Origin of the sequence: Alicyclobacillus sp. SO9, from assembly GCF_016406125.1 — a bacterium.
GTDB lineage: Bacteria > Bacillota > Bacilli > Alicyclobacillales > Alicyclobacillaceae > SO9.
Window position 1 is genome coordinate 3,158,192 of record NZ_CP066339.1, and the last position, 20,374, is coordinate 3,178,565.

At 43.4% G+C, this 20,374-nt stretch carries 17 protein-coding genes; 9 read left to right on the forward strand and 8 right to left on the reverse strand.

The genetic code is table 11. The features are described from left to right. Positions 1 to 582: 582 nt before the first annotated feature. Both GI364_RS14875 and GI364_RS14880 read left to right on the forward strand, forming a co-directional pair. Positions 583 to 1,713, forward strand: coding sequence for an SEC-C domain-containing protein (locus GI364_RS14875; protein WP_198850043.1), 1,131 nt, complete (start codon positions 583 to 585; stop codon positions 1,711 to 1,713). Between the two features lie 690 nt (positions 1,714 to 2,403). Next, the gene (locus tag GI364_RS14880) at positions 2,404 to 3,369 is read left to right on the forward strand and encodes a DGQHR domain-containing protein (RefSeq protein ID WP_198850044.1); all 966 of its coding nucleotides are present in this window, start codon (positions 2,404 to 2,406) and stop codon (positions 3,367 to 3,369) included. Between the two features lie 414 nt (positions 3,370 to 3,783). On the opposite strand, the gene GI364_RS14885 is transcribed toward GI364_RS14880, so the two are convergent. Together GI364_RS14885 and GI364_RS14890 are read right to left on the reverse strand one after the other, a co-directional pair. Beyond that, positions 3,784 to 5,199 (reverse strand): ATP-binding protein, encoded by a 1,416-nt coding sequence (locus tag GI364_RS14885; protein WP_198850045.1) that lies wholly within the window; start codon positions 5,197 to 5,199, stop codon positions 3,784 to 3,786. A gap of 137 nt (positions 5,200 to 5,336) precedes the next feature. After that, positions 5,337 to 6,038: a hypothetical protein gene (locus GI364_RS14890; RefSeq protein ID WP_198850046.1), complete on the reverse strand. Its 702-nt coding sequence runs from the start codon at positions 6,036 to 6,038 to the stop codon at positions 5,337 to 5,339. A 381-nt stretch (positions 6,039 to 6,419) separates the two neighbouring features. Between GI364_RS14890 and GI364_RS14895 the strand changes: the two genes are divergently transcribed. After that, complete coding sequence (locus GI364_RS14895; protein WP_198850047.1) at positions 6,420 to 7,214, forward strand: hypothetical protein; 795 nt, start codon at positions 6,420 to 6,422, stop codon at positions 7,212 to 7,214. Between the two features lie 2 nt (positions 7,215 to 7,216). On the opposite strand, the gene GI364_RS14900 is transcribed toward GI364_RS14895, so the two are convergent. Continuing rightward, positions 7,217 to 7,624, reverse strand: a complete 408-nt coding sequence (locus tag GI364_RS14900; RefSeq protein ID WP_198850048.1) for a hypothetical protein — start codon at positions 7,622 to 7,624, stop codon at positions 7,217 to 7,219. 214 nt (positions 7,625 to 7,838) lie between these two features. Between GI364_RS14900 and GI364_RS14905 the strand changes: the two genes are divergently transcribed. Further along, a complete protein-coding gene (locus tag GI364_RS14905) occupies positions 7,839 to 8,051 on the forward strand; it encodes an AbrB/MazE/SpoVT family DNA-binding domain-containing protein (RefSeq protein ID WP_255524456.1) in 213 nt (70 codons plus the stop codon). Positions 8,052 to 8,458: 407 nt separating this feature from the next. On the opposite strand, the gene GI364_RS14910 is transcribed toward GI364_RS14905, so the two are convergent. After that, positions 8,459 to 9,655, reverse strand: a complete 1,197-nt coding sequence (locus tag GI364_RS14910) for an IS256 family transposase (protein ID WP_198850049.1) — start codon at positions 9,653 to 9,655, stop codon at positions 8,459 to 8,461. 321 nt (positions 9,656 to 9,976) lie between these two features. On the opposite strand from GI364_RS14910, the gene GI364_RS14915 reads away from it, so the two are divergent. Both GI364_RS14915 and GI364_RS14920 read left to right on the forward strand, forming a co-directional pair. After that, on the forward strand, positions 9,977 to 10,417 hold the full coding sequence (locus GI364_RS14915) for a hypothetical protein (protein WP_198850050.1): 441 nt from the start codon (positions 9,977 to 9,979) through the stop codon (positions 10,415 to 10,417). Positions 10,418 to 10,435: 18 nt separating this feature from the next. Continuing rightward, the gene (locus tag GI364_RS14920) at positions 10,436 to 11,032 is read left to right on the forward strand and encodes a hypothetical protein (protein ID WP_198850051.1); all 597 of its coding nucleotides are present in this window, start codon (positions 10,436 to 10,438) and stop codon (positions 11,030 to 11,032) included. 75 nt (positions 11,033 to 11,107) lie between these two features. Here GI364_RS14920 and GI364_RS14925 read toward each other — a convergent pair whose 3' ends face one another. Further along, positions 11,108 to 11,392 carry a hypothetical protein gene (locus GI364_RS14925; protein WP_198850052.1) on the reverse strand — a complete coding sequence of 95 codons (285 nt, stop codon included), beginning with the start codon at positions 11,390 to 11,392 and terminating at the stop codon, positions 11,108 to 11,110. 121 nt (positions 11,393 to 11,513) lie between these two features. Further along, the gene (locus tag GI364_RS14930; RefSeq protein WP_198850053.1) at positions 11,514 to 12,131 is read right to left on the reverse strand and encodes a hypothetical protein; all 618 of its coding nucleotides are present in this window, start codon (positions 12,129 to 12,131) and stop codon (positions 11,514 to 11,516) included. Positions 12,132 to 12,825: 694 nt separating this feature from the next. Here GI364_RS14930 and GI364_RS14935 point away from each other — a divergent pair. The 3 genes from GI364_RS14935 to GI364_RS14945 all read left to right on the forward strand — a co-directional run bounded on the left by GI364_RS14935 (position 12,826) and on the right by GI364_RS14945 (position 17,830). Further along, the gene (locus GI364_RS14935) at positions 12,826 to 13,986 is read left to right on the forward strand and encodes an SIR2 family protein (protein ID WP_198850054.1); all 1,161 of its coding nucleotides are present in this window, start codon (positions 12,826 to 12,828) and stop codon (positions 13,984 to 13,986) included. Continuing rightward, positions 13,986 to 15,695 carry an ATP-binding protein gene (locus tag GI364_RS14940; RefSeq protein WP_198850055.1) on the forward strand — a complete coding sequence of 570 codons (1,710 nt, stop codon included), beginning with the start codon at positions 13,986 to 13,988 and terminating at the stop codon, positions 15,693 to 15,695. The genes GI364_RS14935 and GI364_RS14940 overlap by 1 nt, the downstream gene beginning before the upstream one ends. A 74-nt stretch (positions 15,696 to 15,769) precedes the next feature. Beyond that, positions 15,770 to 17,830 carry an AAA family ATPase gene (locus GI364_RS14945; RefSeq protein ID WP_198850056.1) on the forward strand — a complete coding sequence of 687 codons (2,061 nt, stop codon included), beginning with the start codon at positions 15,770 to 15,772 and terminating at the stop codon, positions 17,828 to 17,830. A gap of 1,096 nt (positions 17,831 to 18,926) precedes the next feature. On the opposite strand, the gene GI364_RS14950 is transcribed toward GI364_RS14945, so the two are convergent. Then, positions 18,927 to 19,739, reverse strand: coding sequence for a HEPN domain-containing protein (locus GI364_RS14950; protein WP_198850057.1), 813 nt, complete (start codon positions 19,737 to 19,739; stop codon positions 18,927 to 18,929). 173 nt (positions 19,740 to 19,912) lie between these two features. Further along, positions 19,913 to 20,260, reverse strand: coding sequence for a hypothetical protein (locus GI364_RS14955; protein ID WP_198850058.1), 348 nt, complete (start codon positions 20,258 to 20,260; stop codon positions 19,913 to 19,915). Positions 20,261 to 20,374: the final 114 nt, after the last annotated feature.

Consider the following 20,374-nt stretch of genomic DNA (forward strand, 5'->3'; position numbering starts at 1 on the left):
TTGCACACCGACTAGCCGGACCCTGGCTAACCACTTATCTAGGTCTTCGTCAAGGAAGAGATCGCATGACTATAATTTATCAGAAGTGCTATTAGTAAAAAAGTTCCTATAAATATCACGAGCATTGGTGTAAGAGTCTTAGCAGTGTTTCTCCGAACCGACTACAACAAGACGAAGCGTTCACAACCTTGACAAACCCTAGAATATTCTGGGCAACTAGTCCTCCAGCATACAAATACTTCTGCATCTTCCACATCTCAAAGATACAAAAAATGCAGCGTTCGGATATGCTTGCGCTTCGATTATTTCTTGCAGATCCTAATCGAAGTATGTGTCATTAACGCCTCCTTATTCGCCAAATAGATTGGATACGCTTCCCAGTAACGGGTCAAACGGAAAATTATCCAAGCGACCAATCGACCTCATTCATCCTGATGTATAATGAAACCACGAAAGATTTCGGACGATTGTGTTCGTCAAGCAAAAAGTTGACCCACCTCGGCGTGGTCAACTATTAGATTAGCGAACACAGACGATCCCTATATACCACGTGAATCTTTATAATCTAAGGTGGTTTTGCAAATGTTTGTACCGATGAATGAAGCAAAAAAATATCAGTTCAAACCCTATGAAGAGTGCCCTTGTGAGAGTGGACAGAAATACAAGTTCTGTTGCTACGCTAAAAGCAGAAATTCTAAAGTTGATTTCAGAGACTATAGCGCTACTCGGATTACTGCGGAAGGGCGCAGATTATTAAAAGATACTGAGTTTAAAATGTGCTTTGCGTTTGACACATCTGAGTGCAGCAAGGACTTAATTGGCGCCCACTCAATCCAAAACAATGGGGTATTAGACAAGATCTCCGTAGAAAATCATGTTTACGCCTTGAGTTCGGAAATTGATCAAAACACAATGTATCCTCAATTGGAATTTACGCCTATCGGTAAAAACCAGGCTAGTATATTTTCGGGGTTTTGTAAAAAGCATGATGAAGATTACTTTAAATGCATTGAAGACAAGGATTACGAAGGAACACTTGAACAAAATTATTGGTTTGGGTTTAGAGCCTTATGTTTTGAACTGCACAGAAAATTAAGGCTGAAGAAGAGCTTTGCTAATTTTTTCAAAAAATACCCCGGAGCCACTAGGACACCTTCCATTTATACAGAGTATTACAACACTAAACTTAGCATTAGGGACTCATGGACAGAGTATGAAAGATTCAAGAGTGCGTATGCTAAGAAATCCTTCAATAACTTGGAATCCATTGTTAAAGTGGTGCCATTTACAGTTGGATTTACAGCTACAACTTCTGTGGGTGTAGGTATGGACATGGAAGGCAACCTAGCAGCAGACATTTATAATTACAATGACAAGCATTTCATCCCTAACTTATACGTTTCTGTTATTCCTAAAGAAAACATGACGCTTATCATTATTTCAAGGTTTCACGAAGATAACTGCTATAAAAATATCCTATCGCAATTAAATGGTAACGAAAATGATGAGAAACTATTTCGTTATATTAGCTTTTGCTTAGCCGAATACAGTGAGAATGTCTACTTCTCTCCTGCTGTAATTGATTCTTTGAGTGAGGCCAACAAGAGGAAAATAAAGACTGCCTTCATGGGAGTATTAAGTCCAACACCTGAACTAAGACTTCGTAATCTTTATGCGACGACATCGTTGAATCTGTTCGACTTAAAACTGTAATACTCCCGCTTAAGCCGGTAAACAAGTGATTTTTTGGAAGTTTCATCTTACCGGGACATGATCCAACCCCGTGATAGAATCTCCCACACTGTCTTACCACCTAATTCACGTGGCATCTTGACTGTCCTCACGAAAATGTGCCCACGTCCTCTAATTGTCCTTGACACTATTCCTCCCAGATCAACGTTTAAGAGCTCGCTCACTGCAAGTCCCGAATTGATTCCGAGAACAAACAGTACATAAGACCGCAAACTACTAGCTCGCAAAATTTTCCTTATGGGTTCACTCTGTGTGCGGTCACGAATGAGTTGGACTAATTCCATCAGAAAGCCTCCCTTATACGAAAGATATATAACATCATCTCAAAGACTAGTTTTGTTTCATTGAATAATAGCAGCAGTAAACCCTAGACATGAACATCGCCTGAAATCCCAAGAGAGGCACAGGAACACAGTGATTTGGCAAATGATACACAATTCTATTGTGTATCATTGAACTCCACTGTTTCTCTATCACCGAAATACGAACTTGCTATCTGCCTCTAATCTTGTTTAGAATTTGACAAAATGGCATCGTCGTAGTAATCTATAAATGTAAAGTTCGATAGTAGTATAATGGTTATATTTGTGCGTTGAAGTACAGTGATTATCTTGTTAAACTGGCCTCATTCTATCGGATGGAGGTCTATTTGTGATTATACATCAGGTTGTCCGTATGAAGGAAACTGGAAGAGTCGTCTATTCAACTCACACCCCCTGCTCCATGATCTTTCCCCTGGTCGTAGTTCGTACCGTCGAAGTAGCTCTGGGATTTCAACGAATACGAGACAAAAAAAAGATATCCTCTATTTCCCGGTATTTACGTCAGCCCTTCACGCCCCTACCCGAGCTTACGATGGTTTGTGACGGTGAAGTTGAATTTATTCCCTACGATTCGAGATATCCCGACTATGGAGCGCTTCATGTATCGGCACTGGAGTTGCTTGATGGGCAGCACCGTCTGTTTGGTGCAGAGCTCTTGTACCGAAGGTCAAAACATAGCTACGATACAATGCTAAGAATGAAAGTCTACCACAATCTCACTCACGATGAAAGGATACAGGTGTTTTGTGACCTCAACGAGTATGCGACTAAACTACCACAGAGCCACATTCGACTTCTGAGGGACAAATCGTTCGCAACACTTGAATCCATAAGACTGGAACAAAGTGAAAATTCACCTCTCAATGGTCTTATTGCTCTAGATGGAAAACGGGGCAAGGCGTTTGGAAAATTTATTACCCTTGAATCCTTTGCTCGGGCTATTGAGGAGATTTGTAAATCACCTAAACTTGGTGCATTACAATCCGAAAAGCGTTCAGAACTCATAGAGATGTTTTTCACATATGTGTTTTCAGAGCTAAGCGACTTTTTAACACCTGAGTATCGACTTCTCAATTCTTACGGGGTTGCATTCCTTGGTGCTGTAGGCAGGGAATACATGCAAGAGTGTCTTAGAAACGGGGAACTGGACTCTGACCGTTTTCAGGGTCTTATCACTCTCCTGCGTCGGCATGAGTGGAGCAAGGAAAAAGGAGTGACAGGTATGGTTTCTGGTCATCAGCATGCACAAAAGTTTCTTCGTGACGTGGTGTTCCGGGTAAATGCGGCCGGCTAAGCCACTAACAGGCGCAAAATATGGGTTCTGTGTTGGGAACTTAGAGACCTTTCCTACGGGTTGCTGAGACAGTCATTTAAAAAGGCAATCAAGCCCCTGTAGAGAACAGTGGCTTGATTGATCGAAAGGGATACTTGTGTGTTGCCTCTTGGTAAACGTCATAGATCAACATCCTTGTGCCTTCCCACCAGTTTAGCTTCTTCTCTCTCAAGACAAGAGAGGTAAGCAGTACCACTAATCTCGATCATCGGGGTACCATGAAATAGTTTAGAAAGGGTATCGAATCGCAATGATGTTCGAACTCCAGGACATCGGCCGGCGGCCACGTCTACTAGAATAAAGAGTGCTAGTACGACCAAGATCTATTGCCATCATTATCGAGATCACGTCCTTTAAGCCCACATTGCCAATACACTACTTACCAGAGACGGACAGCATCTCTCCAGCCACTTTTCCTAGCAAAACGGTCAATCCGTGTTCAAACTCCAGCGATTCATCATCTGTCCCGGTAGTAGCGTGACACAATTCATGCAGCAAGGTTCCCGCAAAGTCATGTAACGTGGCCAACTGGTCTCTTCGAATAACGATCATCTCTCTTGCGGGGTCCCACAGACCCAGAGCCTGATTGTGGTCATAGCTGTTCATTCGCATCGTCTCAGAGATTTTGATAGCTTTAACTCTCTTTGCGTTACGTCCAACAACTTTGACGAGTCTATCTCTGTATGCAAATACAGCCTGCTCCTTCTTGGATAAAGCTTCTGGTTCAATGAAATTGAACTGGAAACTATCGTTCCACTGATTACGATATTCCCCTAAATCAATAATGGGGTTACCTTCAAAGTCACGAATCCTTCCAAACTTCGCTGCAATATCCTCCGGTACAATGATGATACGTTTTCCGTCGTCTTCTGCGTGTGATACCAGGGAACCACCGGTTCGAAGGTCTTCAGAAGTAAGAAATATCACATTGTCTGTGGAGTTAAGAATTTTACAGGCATGCAAAGCAACATCGGTCCAGTCTAACTCGTCGTGCATAGTTCCTCGCTGAAAGTTTTGCAAGTCGTTTGCGAGGTCATCGGCAACTGACGATGAACTACAGGCTAACAGAATCGACTTTACCCGATCCGTGTAGGCGGAACGTCCGACATTCGTTCTCTCTCGATTCAACGCCTTTCGCAGCTTGGCGGACGGTGAGGTAACATTGTACGAAAATAAGAAATTATCCTCTTCAGCGATACACAAGCCATTTACGTATATCCTCCCCTTCAGCCTTGGCTGTCTACGAATCACGCTACCTTTGGAAGTTGTCTCCAGAACTTCTTCTTCGCTAAACTGGAGAAAATATGACTTGGCAGTCTCGATGTCAGTGTCTTTTACTCCATCCATAACAAAGTCCGTTCCTATAAATGCTTTGTCAGACGGTGCTGAAATGTATGCGTGCAGCGTGGCGACGTCGGAAAACCCATGCTTGCCTGCTTTAGCAACTGTGATATCCCCATGCTTTGAGAAAATTGAAATTTTGACCTTGTGACGGTCAAAGGTAGCGAAAGCATCCTTCAGTCCAAATCCAAATTTACCAATCACAATATCTTTATTCTTCAACTTTTCCTTGTTCTCGTTCTGTGTTAAATGCTCATATTTGAGTCCTCGTCCAAAGTCACGAAGGTGCCATTTTCCTTGGTCGTCTTTGAAAATCTCTGGTGGTTGTGTCTTGGTTAAAACTTGCTCGTCCAATGCATTCGCAAGTATCTCACGAACAGCGTACGCAACCGACCAATGTTCAAGAACCTTCTCAATATTCAGGTCAAATAACCGTGCTTCCCCTGACATAGCCCCACCCCCATGTGGTTAATTCTACCACGAGATGGAAATTCAAATCTATTCCAGTAGGGAAATAGTCGACCTAACGTGCACTTTAACCACCACCGGATTATGTAGCGGGGACTGCCAGTGCGGTCCCCAAATTATCATTGCACCTTCCAAGTCAATGCTCGTACATGACTGTCAATCTGCGGTCGCACCAGGTCAATTACGTTTTGTCTTGTCGACCGATATGTTCTCACGACCTCATCCCAGGCAGCGTCGATGTTAAACCGATTGCCATCAACTACGATTGTCCATGCGAGTTCCGCATTTAACGGTATCTCGATCTTGTTCTCTCTGCAGTACAAATACCCAATGTCTGAAGGATATCCATCTCTCAGACCCTGTACGTAGGCCGTCAACTCCCTGGATGACCAATACTTAATAGTGCCTAACTCGGCCGCTACTAGCGTCATTTCCCAATCCTTCAGCCCTTCCTCACGGCTGCCAACATAATACACCACTACGCCATCGGAGAGAACAGCACTCTCCAGGTGATCAAATGAGCAACCATCTTTCAGTAGCGAGTCTCTCAAAAACTGACTATTTGTTAAACCCCGAATGGGAACAAAACCGGTCGGGCCAAGTGGGCAGTTGCCACCGACATCACTGTGTCTATGCATACGTGTGTACTGTGCGGGTGTTCCTGCAATCTCAAAAGCCTCTTGTAATGCTCCTTCCCACAAACGGCGGAATTCAGGGTCCATCCACTGTGAATGCCGATCCTTTCTATCCGTGTGTTTTCCGAACCAAATAACGTTTTCCACGCCTTCCAGCGTAGGAACTGGCCCTCTGGTTGAACTCATGATCAAATCCCCTTCTATTCGGCCTGTCGCCGTTGATGCCAGACAGCCTATAAAAGGTTGTCCCGATAATGCAAGCATCTGGGGAGTGTTTCTTGCTAACAGGCGCACTATTTCATACTCATTCACACAGGCAGAATAGTCCTTAGACTTAGATAAACCGTGGTACTCACGGCATGAAAACTGTGCGAGACAGTCCTATTCCATGAAAACTCCGTGCTCTAGTTCACTGTTTGAATCAATAACCGGAATGGGTTGGTCACAGATTAGTAAAAATCCGCCAAGAAATTGGACAGGATTGCCGTGAGACTCAGTGGAAGATTTCGCACAGGTATTTTCTCCAACCAACAGGATATTCAAAGCGATATAGGGAGGGGCTTTAACATGCCCATAAGTCTATTCAAGGATGGTCATCAGAAGTTCGAAGACCGCTGCATCCCATTGGTAGAGGCGATTGAATGCGATTTCGGTTTTGATGAAATTAGGTTGCCAGATATGAGCCAGGTGAAAGAGGCCAGCGAATTATTGGGAATTAACCCCCTACTTCTGTTTGTTCAAGGCTCGAAACACATGCCCTATTTTTATTATCACGATCATGTGATGTGTAACCTGAGAGCATTACAAACGGACTATCTCAAACACATAGAGGCTGACGTATTCATCAAAACCTCACATGCATCCATGACACAGTCTCTTCAAACGAGCGACTTTGAACGAGCCTTTCTCCGGATGAACAAACGACACCTGTTCGATTCTTATCAGGAACTGTTTGACGTGATCCCGGATCATCTTAAGTTTGATGTTTTCATCGATGCTTACCAGATGTCGGAATACGGGTTCAGTCAGATCAATCAAGAAGCAGTAAAAGAGGTCGCCACCTACTGTGCGTACTCCCACGTAAAACAGATAACGAGGAAAAAGCTTAAGTCGAAGACGCAACGAGGGGGCTTCATTACCTTATATCGTGGCGCAGGAGACCTTTCATCTCCGTTAAACGAGGCATATTCATGGACGACAGACAAAAAAGTCGCTTTGTTTTTCGCAAATCGCTTTGGAAAAGGCCGTCTCTACCGTGCCAAAGTACACATCTCAAACGTGCTGGCTTATCTTACGGATAGAGATGAGAGCGAAGTGCTGGTACTGCCAGAAGATCTGATACATTTTGAAGAATTGATATAGGGTCAATTTGAAGCTACAACTTTACTCCATTCCTTAAGCGCAGCTTTGCGGCTGCCATTGTAGTATACTGCGATGCCTTCTCTCACCTTTACACTGTGTAGGTGGGCGCAGCCTTTTCCTAAAATTGCGTCTCTCAGCAATCGGCTGTTCAGATGTCCCGAGACGGGAAACAGATGCCTGATAGCATCTGATGGTGCATTACCAATATCACTTCCTTGCTTCATTTGTCGGTATTGCTTTGGATTCTCTGCGACTTCAAATGCCTCCCGCAGTCGTTTTATCCAAACGGCATAAAATTGCATGTCCATCCACTGTGTATGCCGAGTCCTGTTGTCCTTGCTCTGGCCAAACCACACTACGTTTTTCAGTTCTGCCAGTGTCCCCACTGGTTGTTTCCCTGACTCCATCATCAAATCCCCTCTCGGCCTAATGCCGTTGATGTGTGACAGCCTACAAAGGGTTGATCGGATAGTGCAAGTCACAGGAAACAGTTTTCTTTACTATTTTCAAAATACGGTCAGATTCTCCTGAACGGCATGTCGTTTAATGCAGATTTGAGACATACTGCTGCTGAAGGAGTTTGATAATATCGAGCAAAATCGCATCGTTCGACGAATTGATACCTTGGGACGAGTGGTTCTTCCAACGGAAATGAGGAAAACTTTGGGAATTATTGAAAAAGACGATATAGAAATCTTCATGGAAGAAGAAAGCATCGTGATTGCATCATATTCTGCCGTGTGTCTGTTTTGCGGGTTTTCCGAGGAACTAATAGACATGAAGGGAGGGCCTGTATGCACACATTGTGCACATGAACTCCAATCCTGGGGAGTATGAGAACTTGTACACTATATCAGAACTGAGTCTTATCCGGTGAAAGAGGAGTTTAGCATCTGGATGTTTAATTGAAATAAGTTAGATTTTCTCAGAAAGGAGTCGCATATGACTCTTGCAGAACTGCATGGAAAACTAACAGCTCAAGAAGAATCCGAAGACCTGTTAACGTCGGATGTCTTCGGAACGTTCAAGTACGTCAGTCCAGGTAGAGGGTAGTGTCAAGAAGTTTGTGTAATTTCTTTTCAGTAGGGTTATCCATCGAAGATGGATAACATCATTATTTGGTTTGTTTTGGTAGGTGGGGGGTACCCCCCACCGAAAATTAGAACTTTATCCCTCTTGGATTGAATATTCAGAACTAATATCCTTGTTGAATTGCTGGACTGTCTCGGAATTATTTTGGATAATTATTCCTTGTCGAGAGTCTCGGAGACAGCTGGGTAACGCTCTTCATACATTCGCTGTAGCCCGGCTTTTGTTTCCTCATCGCCAAAGCCTCGGATGACCCTGGTACTCCATTTCTCGTTGTACGCTGTGACCTCCAGATAGATAATTTTCTCAGCAGCGTCCATATTTGTTAAGCTGTTCATCGGTCTAAAACGTTTGCGAAGTTCTTTGTTCGTCCGCTCGATGGCATTTGAAGTATAGATTGCGTGACGAATCAGCTTCGGATATTTGTAAAACGTCAGGAGCGTTGAAAGTTGGCCTTCCCAGGACTGAATTTCTTTCGAATACTTTTTCCCCCACTTATCTTTGACGGTGTCGAACGCAGCTACGGCCAAGTCCTTGTCTGGTGCGGTGTACACCGTTTTGAGATCACTGAGAAATTCCGTCTTGTCACCGACTCGGATTTTTGGGAAGGTACTTCGCACTTTATGTACGACGCAGTGCTGAACGTCAGCCTTTGAATAGATTTCTCGAAAGGCTTCTTCGAGACCAGGGAGCCCATCAAATACACCCAGTAACACTTCGTGTACTCCACGGTTGTATAGGTCCTTGAGCACGTCCTTCCAACCGTTGGCACTTTCTTTGCCGCCCACGTAGAAGCCGAGTATTTGTCGGTATCCGTCTTCGTTGATACCCATCGCCAGGTAGACGACTTCGCTGTCCACCGTAGTACGTTTTAACTTGATGTAGATGCCATCTAGGTAGATGACCGAATAACGCTTTTCTAACGGACGCTGCTGCCATTCTTCTACATCTTCCAAAACGGTCTTTGTGATATTACTGATGGTCGTTGGCGAGTACTCTGTGCCAAACATCCCTTCGATAAATTTCGCGACATCCCGGGTACTCATACCGCCTTTATACATGTGAATGACAGCCTCTTCTAGCCAACCTTCCCGGCGTTGGTATGGCTCAAACAACTGAGTCTGAAAGGCGTCCTTACGGTCTCGGGGAACCTGTAGGTCCTCTATCTCGCCATACCGCGTTTGTAAGGAGCGACCATAGTAACCATTTCTACTCGGGCGGCGCCCCTCATACTCCACATTCAGGAAATGCTCAATTTCTTCTCGCATGATAAACTCGAGTTTTTCCTTAACAAAGCCTTTCACGAGATTTTCCATTAGATCTCCAATACTCTGTTCATGTACACTATCCATAGGTAGGGCTTCCTTTCTGGTGATGTCGCAATCCCGAGGATACCCTACCTTTTTGTTATCTGAGAAGGATCCAAATTCTCCTACACAAACAATTTTACTTCATCAGGTAGAGGCCTTATTCCATTCCTCAGAACTAGTAAAAATCTCCTCGGAGAAAGTTTCAGAGAGAACGGCCCTATTGCTGATGCCGAGTATTTGTTCTGGCCGAAGACTACAGGGTTTCACCGGGAACCGGATGTATTGTGCATTCTTACTGCGCAGGATGGAACCATTACGACAATCATGGTCGAGTGTAAATACACGTCGCCAAAGAGTAATAGTTTGGACAGACATTCGTGGTCACATGGGGATCAGTTGGCCGAGCAATACTACGATTTGGTGACGAATCGTCTTAATGTTAGTGATGCCAACTATAAGAAAATCTCTTCCTCAGAGCGAAAGTATCTCTTTTATGTAACCGCTCACTATGCGCTTCCCAGGGCTGACATCCAAGAATCTGCTGAACTTCTTCGAAACAAAGGCGTGAATGAATCCTACAATTGCCTTTTTTGGACTTCTTGGAGAAAAGTTAGTTCCATCATCGAACCCCAAATAGCAGATTCGGAAACCGATACTATGACAGTTCGGCTACTAACCGACCTACGGTTGCTACTTCACAGGAAGAGACTCGTTCCCTTTCAGGGATTTAAGGCAGTCGATTCATTCGACGCTGATGGACTAAACCGGCCATTCTTTTGGCGCCAAGCAGGGGCAGAATTTTAAGGATGAGGAGATGCGTCTTTGATAACAGGAAAAAGAATGAAGGAAATCTATATGGCGATGACTGCAATTTGTGAGGAAGTATCCATGCTTCTCAACTCGATAAACGATCAGCTTGTTGAGCTGGGCTATGCGGCAAACGGTACTGGAGTCATGTGGGACCGCTCAAATAGTTGGCATGGCCCTAGATTCTGGATGCCATATTTCCAACAGAAGATATGGATCGGCTCGCAGCGGAAAAACGAAGGGATTGGCGTCAACATCTTATTTGACTATGCAGACTTTAATAACCAGTATCCCGCCATCACCTGTGCCTATCTTAAGGCAGAAAATGAAAGTTCATTCCATAGGTGTATACCGTTGTTTAACGCTGGGTATGGAGCTGAATCTGATTATAGGGAGAACCTCCATACTAAGTCGTACCACAACATCGACGACGGCGTGGAAATGTGGTACTACTTCCTGCCGCTCGAGACTGTAAGTAGAGAAGAAAAAGTGCTCGAATACATCATTGAACCTCTCCATCAACGCTTTCAGTCACAGGGAAATAACACGGCCAAAATCAAATCTCTAGGCGACGTGGTTAAAACTGTTGAAGAGATTGTTGAGGGAGATTAAGTCTACTCATTGGCGAACCGGTGGCCACCTATTAAATCCGCCTTGAAATTCCCGCAAGTATTTCTGCACTTCCCCTCATGGCTTAGACATGGATGCGATCGACCTGCTCACAACTTCTCTGAGTTCTGCTTCCTTGAAATTCTTGATATTTATCCACCCCCGAGCATCCGTTAAATAGTCTTCCATGTACCGTCCACATACGAAACCGTTGCCACTGTGATACAATTCACGGGCGACGGTTCTGCCCGGTTTCTTACTGCCAGAGAAGGTGAAATTCACGAAACGACCGTTGCTTATCGATTCCTCACGCAGTTCAGGAAACGACCTCAGTATCTCACGCTTGTGTTCAAAGGAAAGCATTTATGTCCCCTCTCTCACATTGGGATTATCTTGAAGCAGCAACATGTCTAGCGCATACTGCCCTTGTGGTGAACACATGATCAAGTGTTATCTATCTTTTAGTTTATTCTGTCGCAAGATGTCAATCCCACTCCACACTGAATTCGGCGTATTGTTCCGCTCTAGTTTCTAACTCATTGTCGATCCATGCTTGGATACCATCTAGGAACGACTTTACTGTCTCAATTTTCCTTGATAACGATGTATACCCAATCAGTTTCGTTGTATCCGTACGGAAAAACTTACCCTCAGTGCTTTTTATATAGCGGAATGCTTGCCCGGATTTATCCAATCTATGTAGATCAACAATTGTCCGACGTACTTCTTTTAGAGATTCTCGGTCGGACGTTGGCCATTGGGCAGAAATCCACTTCCACAGGTCTACGTAAAGGTGAGTATCTAACCCGTGTCCCTCTAGGATTCTTGGATCTACTTCCTCACCATCAACATCTTTCCACTTCAAATAGATGTCCTTTAGGGAGAGTTCAACATAGTGTCTAAACAGATAAAGTGACGGGTATAACCAAGTATCCCTTTCATTTTCTTCGTGAGCATGGCTGGCGAGATAAAGCGCAGCAGAACCATATCCTTCAATCATGGCCCATGATTCATGACCAATGTCTCCTCCAAAATATGCATTTGAAACGCCGGGATCAGAATCAACGATCACATTCTTGTTTCCTTTCTGTTTCTTATCCATTAGGTGTCGTCCTTTCAACACAAATCTAGCTTCCTTGCCAAAAGACTGAAATCCATTTTAATTATACAATATATCCCTAAAGAAGGAAGCGGTTGAAAGGCAGGCTGGTCGACTTAAACAATCCGTATGACAATCTGGTTTAAGTCTCTTTAGTTTCAAAGTGAAAGAGAGGTGGCCTCTTAGGAGCGATTCTTACTTGTAACACTAGTAGCGGGCAAACAGTACACCACTAAGCGGACTGTGAGTGAAAGCTATCAGCCAAAAGAACGTCGTCATCAATATTTGTGAGATATTACTGGCGAGAAGATCGTCGGAAATATCATTGTCATTCCTTCGACAAAGTCTATCTGCCCATTTGAGAGATGGCGAATTGTAGCAAGCTGAAGTTCACAAGAATTAACCTCCAATTTTCAGTCACAAGTTACATTTAGGGGTCGAGCACTGTCTCTGCCTTACTACCATTGCAAGTCCCCCTCTTCACAACAGATCCCGGGTTTAGGTTCTTAATCAATTTGAGAAATAAGGTTCCAGCGGAATCTCAATTTAAGGAGTAATTTACCTTGTGCATTTTCTTGCATGAGATGAGAGAAGCACGAAACCCTAAAAATCGACAAAAGGTTTATACTAGAGAGTACCTAAGTATAAAATTTACATAGTTTCCTGTTGTAATTTAGGTAGGGAAGGAGATGGGTTGATGGATCCAATCGACTACTATGAGCAAAGGATTTTGGAATTACTCTCTCATACTCGTCTGTCATTTTTGATAGGTGCCGGCTGTAGCAGGTGTGCAGGACTACCTCTAATGGGTCAGCTAACAGACGAGGTTTACAGCACACTAACTGACAAGGAAGAGAATAATCAGAACAATTTGCCCTTAAAGCTACTTACCGAGATTAAAAGACGATATGAATCCGCTCATAATGCCACAATTGAAGACTATTTAAGTGAACTCCAGGATATCGATGCCATACTTGAAAGGCAAGAAGCCCGAGGAGTCACGGATACCGTTTACCCACCTGGGTATGGACCTTATACACGACAGCATACTCAACAGGCTCTTAGGTTAATTAAGACGAAAGTTCGTGATGTCTTATCTAAGGAAATTTCGAGCATACGACACCATCGAACTTTCTGTCGTGCGATACAGTATCAATTAAGGGACGGAAGAAATGCCCATCCAGTTAATTATTTCATATTAAACTACGACACTTTGATTGAAGATGCTCTCGCACTAGAAGGAATAGCGTTTAGCGACGGCTTCGTTGGAGGCGCCACAGCGTGGTGGGATCCTACCCCGTTAAATGGCGAAGAGTTTGACTTGGTGGGACGTCGGGGACTAGAAGCTAGAGTCCTAAAATTACACGGGTCGATTGACTGGGTCAAAACGCAAGAGCACGACTTTCCCATGCGACTACGGAATACACTACCTCATGATGAAATTATAGGAAGTGGAGAGTCAGTCGTCATTTACCCGGCATCAGCAAAATACAGGGAAGCACAATATGATCCCTTTTCACGAATGATGATCAGTTTTCGGCATTCCTTATCATCGCAAATGGATCAAGTTCTCGCAATTTTAGGATATAGCTTTGGCGATGCTCACATAAACGCTGATATCATTGACGCCATTAAGCGTAGCCAAGGCGGTCTCTCATTAGCAGTGTTTTTAGGACTCGATGAATTACCTCCACCCCTACGTTCCTGGATAAATGACCCCCTACTTCAGCCTAAGGTCATCATATTTGGCAAAAAGCGTGTTTGGGAAAATGGATCGGTCGTTTTCGAATCGGAAAGTGAGTTGGAATGGTATAAGTTCGAAGTTCTAGCAACTATGCTGTCAAAGGAGACAAACTAATGGCGTATGCGAGACCTGAAAGCAAACTAAGGATTGGGTCTATTCTCGAAGTGGATGGTACACATGTAATTGCCGAACTCGATAGCAATATTGATGAGTTGACAAGAGTTCATAACGCACATGTTTATTCAATAGGACAGTACGGGTCAATACTGAAGATATACTTTGGAGAACGCATTCTCTTTATGTTCGTCTCTAGGCTTAGGTTAAAAACAGAATTAGAAGGAGAACGGGGTAGCTATACACCCAAAGCTGATGACTCTCGTATTTTGGAAGCTGACTTGTTTGGTGAAGGTGTGTGGGCTACTGACGATTCAGGCAAGTACGCTCTGAAGTTTGAACGGGGAGTAAGTACCTACCCTTTACCCCAACAAAGCGTTTACCTCACAACGAGCACGGAATTAAAAGATATTTACCGCTCAACCAATTCTGAGGATGCCATTCCAATTGGAACGTATGTCGGATCCGCTTCAGTTCAATGTTTTGCAAGCATTGATGATTTGTTTGGAAAGCACTCCGCAATTCTAGGGTCCACGGGTTCGGGCAAGTCTGCGGCTGTTTCTGTATTACTGCATGCAGTGCAAAATTTCCGGATATCAGAAGGAATCGACTGGCACCCCCACATCATAATTTTAGACCCACACGATGAATATTCAACTGCTTTTCCTAACGCAGCGAGGCTAGTGTCTGACGAAGGAAGCCTGCATATTCCATATTGGTTGTTAAATTTGCAAGAACTATTAGATTTATTTATAGGTAAGACTGAATTTCAAGCTACATCCCAAACTAACATCTTAAAAAATGCTATCCAGAAATCCAGAGTGGACGGGACCACGAATCTTAACATCGATAAGACGAAAATCAGCGTAGACTCACCGGTTCCATTCTCACTTGAGACTCTAATTCAATACATAAAGGATGACATGCCGCCACAGCCGTCGAAACAAGATAAACATCAGTCGCTTTTGAACAAGATTGATGCCCTACGACGAGATTCAAGACTCAGTTTCTTAATGAACGAATGGAGTAGTGAGTCCGATGAAATATCGGTCATCCTATCTCAATTCATTAACCGTGACGATCCCATGCGAATTGTCGATTTATCAGGAATACCAAGCGACGTTGGGGGAATCATCGCTGCTGTCATTTCACGACTCTTGTTCATGTATAAATTGTGGCAAAAACCGGACGAACGAAAGGGTGACCCGGTACTCATCGTCTGTGAAGAAGCACATCGCTACGTGCCCAATAGAGGGGAAGCAGAATACACAGCGGCTCAAGACGCCATTCGACGCATTGCAAAAGAAGGGAGAAAGTACGGGCTTGGACTGTTATTAGTGTCACAGCGCCCCAGTGAATTAGAGGCCACCGTGCTTTCCCAATGCAACACCTGGCTTGTGCTTCGCTTGACCAACTCTGAAGACCAAGCTCATGTTATTCGCTTTCTTCCAGATTCGTTGCGTTCTCTCACCAAAGTCTTACCTGGGCTCAGACGCAGAGAAGCTATTTTTGTCGGACAAGCTGCACCCGTGCCAGCAAGAATATTGATGGATGACTTAGAATCCTGGAAACTGCCTCGGTCACAGGACATATCGTTCTTGGAGGGCTGGAGAAGTGACCCTGTTGACGGAGGAGATTTAGATAGTGTTATTGAACGATGGCGCTATCAGGTTCGAACAGAGTTAGAGGGAGGTTCCCCCGGTGAATAAAACACGGTGTGCTCTGTTAACTACACGTAAAATCTCACTGACAATGAGAAGTTAAAAAACAGGAGTGGATTACGATGCGTATCACTAGAATCTTCGCACGTCATTTCTTATCATTCGGCGACAGTTTCGAATTTACATTTCAATCACAAAAAGGAACAGTTCTAGTTGGGCCGAACGGTCACGGAAAATCAAACGTTTTACGCCTCTTGAAAACACTGCTAGACGTCCTTGAGAGTCGTTACCTTAATTTAGAAGAACCTGCCCTATATGCATCACGCTATGCAGACTTCGGCAAGGAAATTCGTTCATATGAGATCGGATTTGACTTTGCGCTACACTCAGCAACCGAAAGAGATTTGTTACAAAAGTTTATAAGAGACCTCATTTCTTTCCCGAACTATGAGGTGTTTCGTAGAATTTGTGTTGACTCTAATGAAAAAAATGTAGAACCGATACCAGAACGACGTATCGCCGTCCAAAATTTCTTACTTAATTATCTTGAAATTCCTGAAGACTTTTGTCTGGACAATGGGACACTACGTTATAGAGTAGAGCCGTCTGACCCCCACAATTCTCGCTTGGATATCGAATTCCCCGATATGGGTCTAATTATTCCGTTACGAGATGGGATACTGATCCCTAAAGTCAACAACGGATCTTATTCCGGAAAGCCGCTTTCACAGGTCTACTTTGAGTCGTTGCCAGAAAAAACTTTTAAACAATTACAATCGTTTCTTGCAGGAGAAACATCGACTATGCCGACCTTCTCTAAACTAAATATGAAGCTCATATCAAAAACGATTAGAGACAACTCTCTAAATGTTGACTTGGAGTTGAATCGTCGTGAGCAACAAAAGGAGACATCTTACATACGTTTGAGCCTTCTTCAGGCATTGAAAGTGGCTTTACACGGTTCTGAAATCGTCAAGCTGTCAGACTTGTATCGTAAATTGATATCTGAAAGTATTTTTATCATGGATAGTTGGCACCAAAACACAGAGGTGATTTTACGTCCCTGCACCCCAGATGTCTCTTTGATACAAAATAGAGAGCTACCCCTGTACCTATTTTTAATGAAGAATGGGACTTTTAGTGAGCGAACAAAATATGACACAATCCGCTCCCAGTTCAGAAACCTCACTGGAGCGGAAATGGACGTTATAGTAAAACATCGAACCCGAATCTTGAGACAAAACGAAACTGTAGAAGAACAGTATATTACCCTCACTACTAACGAAGATATTCCTATGTCGTTTAGCGGATCCGGTCGTGAACAAGTGATAACACTACTAACATTGGCTCAACTAGACCAGCACATCATCGGCATAGATGAACCTGAACGTAACCTTCATCCCTGGTTTCAAAGTAGAATTGGCATAGAATGGATTGACAGCCTAACACAGCACTTGGTAATCACGCACTCTCCATTTATTGCGGCATCGTTCGGAATCGAGCAAATTCGACGAGTTTATATGTCAAACAAATGGTCTGCTGTAACTAACTCTATTGACTCACACCAAATATCAAAGTCCGGACTGAAGCGCCTAACTCAATCTTCGGACGATTTTCTTTTCCTATTTGCAAAGTGCGTAATACTCGTTGAAGGATATGGAGAAATCTTCGGTCTGCCGATTTGGTTGAATCAATGGACAAATAGGGAATTTGGTCTCAGTGCAGAGGCTCTGGGAATACACATCCAAAATGCAACAGGTAAGAGTAGGATTACCTCTTTCATTAGTTTATATAAACAGTTTCACATCCCCTGGGTTGCCCTGTATGATGCGGATATCTTACGAAAATTCAACAATAAAGGGGAAGAACTTTCAGAGAACAAGAAAATATTCCGAGAACTCGCCTCTATGGGGTTGATGCAGGAGGATGAGATCACGTTAGGAGAGAAGAGCGAAATTGACAAATTTCCAATAGGAACCGACAACAACATCTTTTTAAGAGGCAACAAGCTATCCGATAAGTGGGAGACCCTCAAGGTAGATCCAGACTTAAAGCAAGAGGCAAGAGACACCGTTGGAAAGGGACCTCAGATGTGGCAATACATTGCGGACCATATGAAAGTCCCGAAAGAGTTTGAAACTCTTTTTGCACGAGCCCGTGAGTTGGGGAATGTAACACAGTAATAGCCCTCTGGTTGGCTCTTTATGTTCACCTTCGCTTATGTCAGGAGAAATGAGTAATGAATCCCATCAGTCTCGAAAGTAGTTTGCAATCTAATTTCTACACACTCCCCGCAAGCCCAGCGGAAGGCGAGGTAAGTATATTTCGACACTGGATAAACTCGTTTAAGTCAATCACGGATGATGTTCACGTTGAAGAATACCATGGGAGTAAGCACCAAGTTAGCTACACACCTAGTCGGCCATGGAGAAATTCCCCTGCCTGCACGTGGTGAACTTTCGGATGTTATGCAGCTCAGTTTTAGTCTCAAAACGCAAGATGTTCGATTGTCCTTCATTCAAGCAAAACTAGAAAAATCAAAGAATTTCATGGGACCTCTCCTTCGTTTTGGCTTAACGTAGAGCAATATGGTCTTCTACATCATCGCCCGAAAAGATCTGGCATCCCTCCTTTTTCTCCACCACCCGACCTCTTGGATTCAGCAATATTGAAATTAGTAGGTTCATTTTTATTCTTATATGAAATCAGCGGCCGATATGAATCTTACTATTCTTATGATGAAAATGTGGACCTAAGAACAACGAGTCCGTCCTATAACGGAGCACGAGTCTAATTGTTAATTTGTAATAAAATTACACGACTTCTCAGGATACAGTGAACAAATAGCAGCGAGCAATATATGATTTTGGAATTGGAGTGAACAGCGGGAGCATCGGCACACCAGTCCGGACACATAGCACTAACACCCCGTTAAGGAATTGGGCCCGACAAACGCTTAAAGGTCTCGAGGATTCAGAAATGAAGAATGAATTTATGGGTGTAATTGGCCCCTCTGCGGATTCAAATAAGACAAAATACCTTCCGCAATGTCACGTCGTTATCGTTCGGTCGAGCGAAAATGGCAGCTTTACACCAATAGAGCCTGAAAGCAGGGGAGACCACTTTTACACTGAACACACAATCGACATAACCGACATGAGAGGTGACCGTTGAGCGTCTTCTTTCGCAAACCAAACACGGGTTGCAAAGCTATGGGGTCGTTGCAATGGTTCCTGAATAGAATCCAGTTAAATCGTGACTCACCGATATCCACCAGGCTTATTCAACTGGTATCCAGTCATCCGCAATGAGATCGCTAACAGTGAAAAGATAAGGTAATGATGTTGACTGTGTGCTCTGTCCTTCAGCTGATAAGTCGGATTCATCATCATTTCGAGACATGTATGGTGTTTCACTCCTTCGATGGATCCAAAATGTAATCATTTGCGGAAGAAACACCATTAAAGACTCAATCGTAGGGATGGTTGTCAGAACGTCAGTGGGGCGATAGTTGGCATCATGGATTATACGATGCCTGTACTTCAGAATGTCATTCAGAGTGGAGCGGACTGAAAAGAACTGGTCGAGCGAGAAGATAGTAAATCTGTCCACCCGGGCAACCACACATTTAAGTTGAAATTCACTAATTGCAGATATAAACTCACCTCCATCACAAAGTGGGCTGAAGGCACTCTCGATATCCTTTAAGTTTTGAAAATTAAACATCTGACTGATAAATTCAGCATGGGTCACTCCATCTGCGACGTCGTCGTCAGGATGTTCACTTAATTCAGACTGTGTAAAAGTACAAATTGTCATGTAGAATTTAGGCTGATTATTCAGAAGAAAGACAAACGTATCTCTCAAAAATGTTTCTAAGCATCCTACTAGTGAAACGATATACTGAGATACTGGTACAAGGAGAAAATCCTTGTCTTTCGGAGTATCCTGCAAGACTGAATGCATAAAGATGCTATATCTGCTAACATTCCTCAAAAAATTAACACAATACCTGTCTATTTCATCCCGGGTTTCTTTCATGCTGAGAATTACATCGAACAAATAGGGAGTAAGTCGCTTTTTCTTTTGCATTATGAATTACCTCCCACTGTAAATAATAAGAATCCTAACATAGGACACATTGGCTCTCGATGGACAGAACAACAGTACCCGTTAGATTTTCTTACTTGTATACAGACATATGCAAGTAGCTTGGGAATGACCGTAGCGTCCCTTGTGGACAATAAACATTACTCTTCTACCTATCAAGGCTGGATTAAATCCTCTAATTTACTTCCAATAAAATCGTGTGACGTAATTTGGTGTTCAACAAGGTAATAGTCGCCACTATGTACAGATCCATCTTCAACAGAATTTTTTATAGTTTGAAATCCAAACCCTTGAAGCCAATCCTCATATGGCTCGCTAAATTTCCCCTCTCTAATACGTGATGCAGCGAATTTAGACATGTGAAATACAATTATTGCATTCGTTTGCGGACCTATTACATTGAATTCAACCACAATGCTCTCTGTACTTTGACGTAGCCACTCACTACGAGCATGAAATTCTCTACCATCAGAAGTCTTAAATGAGTAATTTGATTCTTTCAATATTTTTATCCCCCTCAGCAAAAGCATAGACGATTAAAAAATAGGACTGTCTTTATCAACTTTGCCTCTCTTCCGAATCATGCTAACTTGTACATTCATGACAGAAATGAGCTA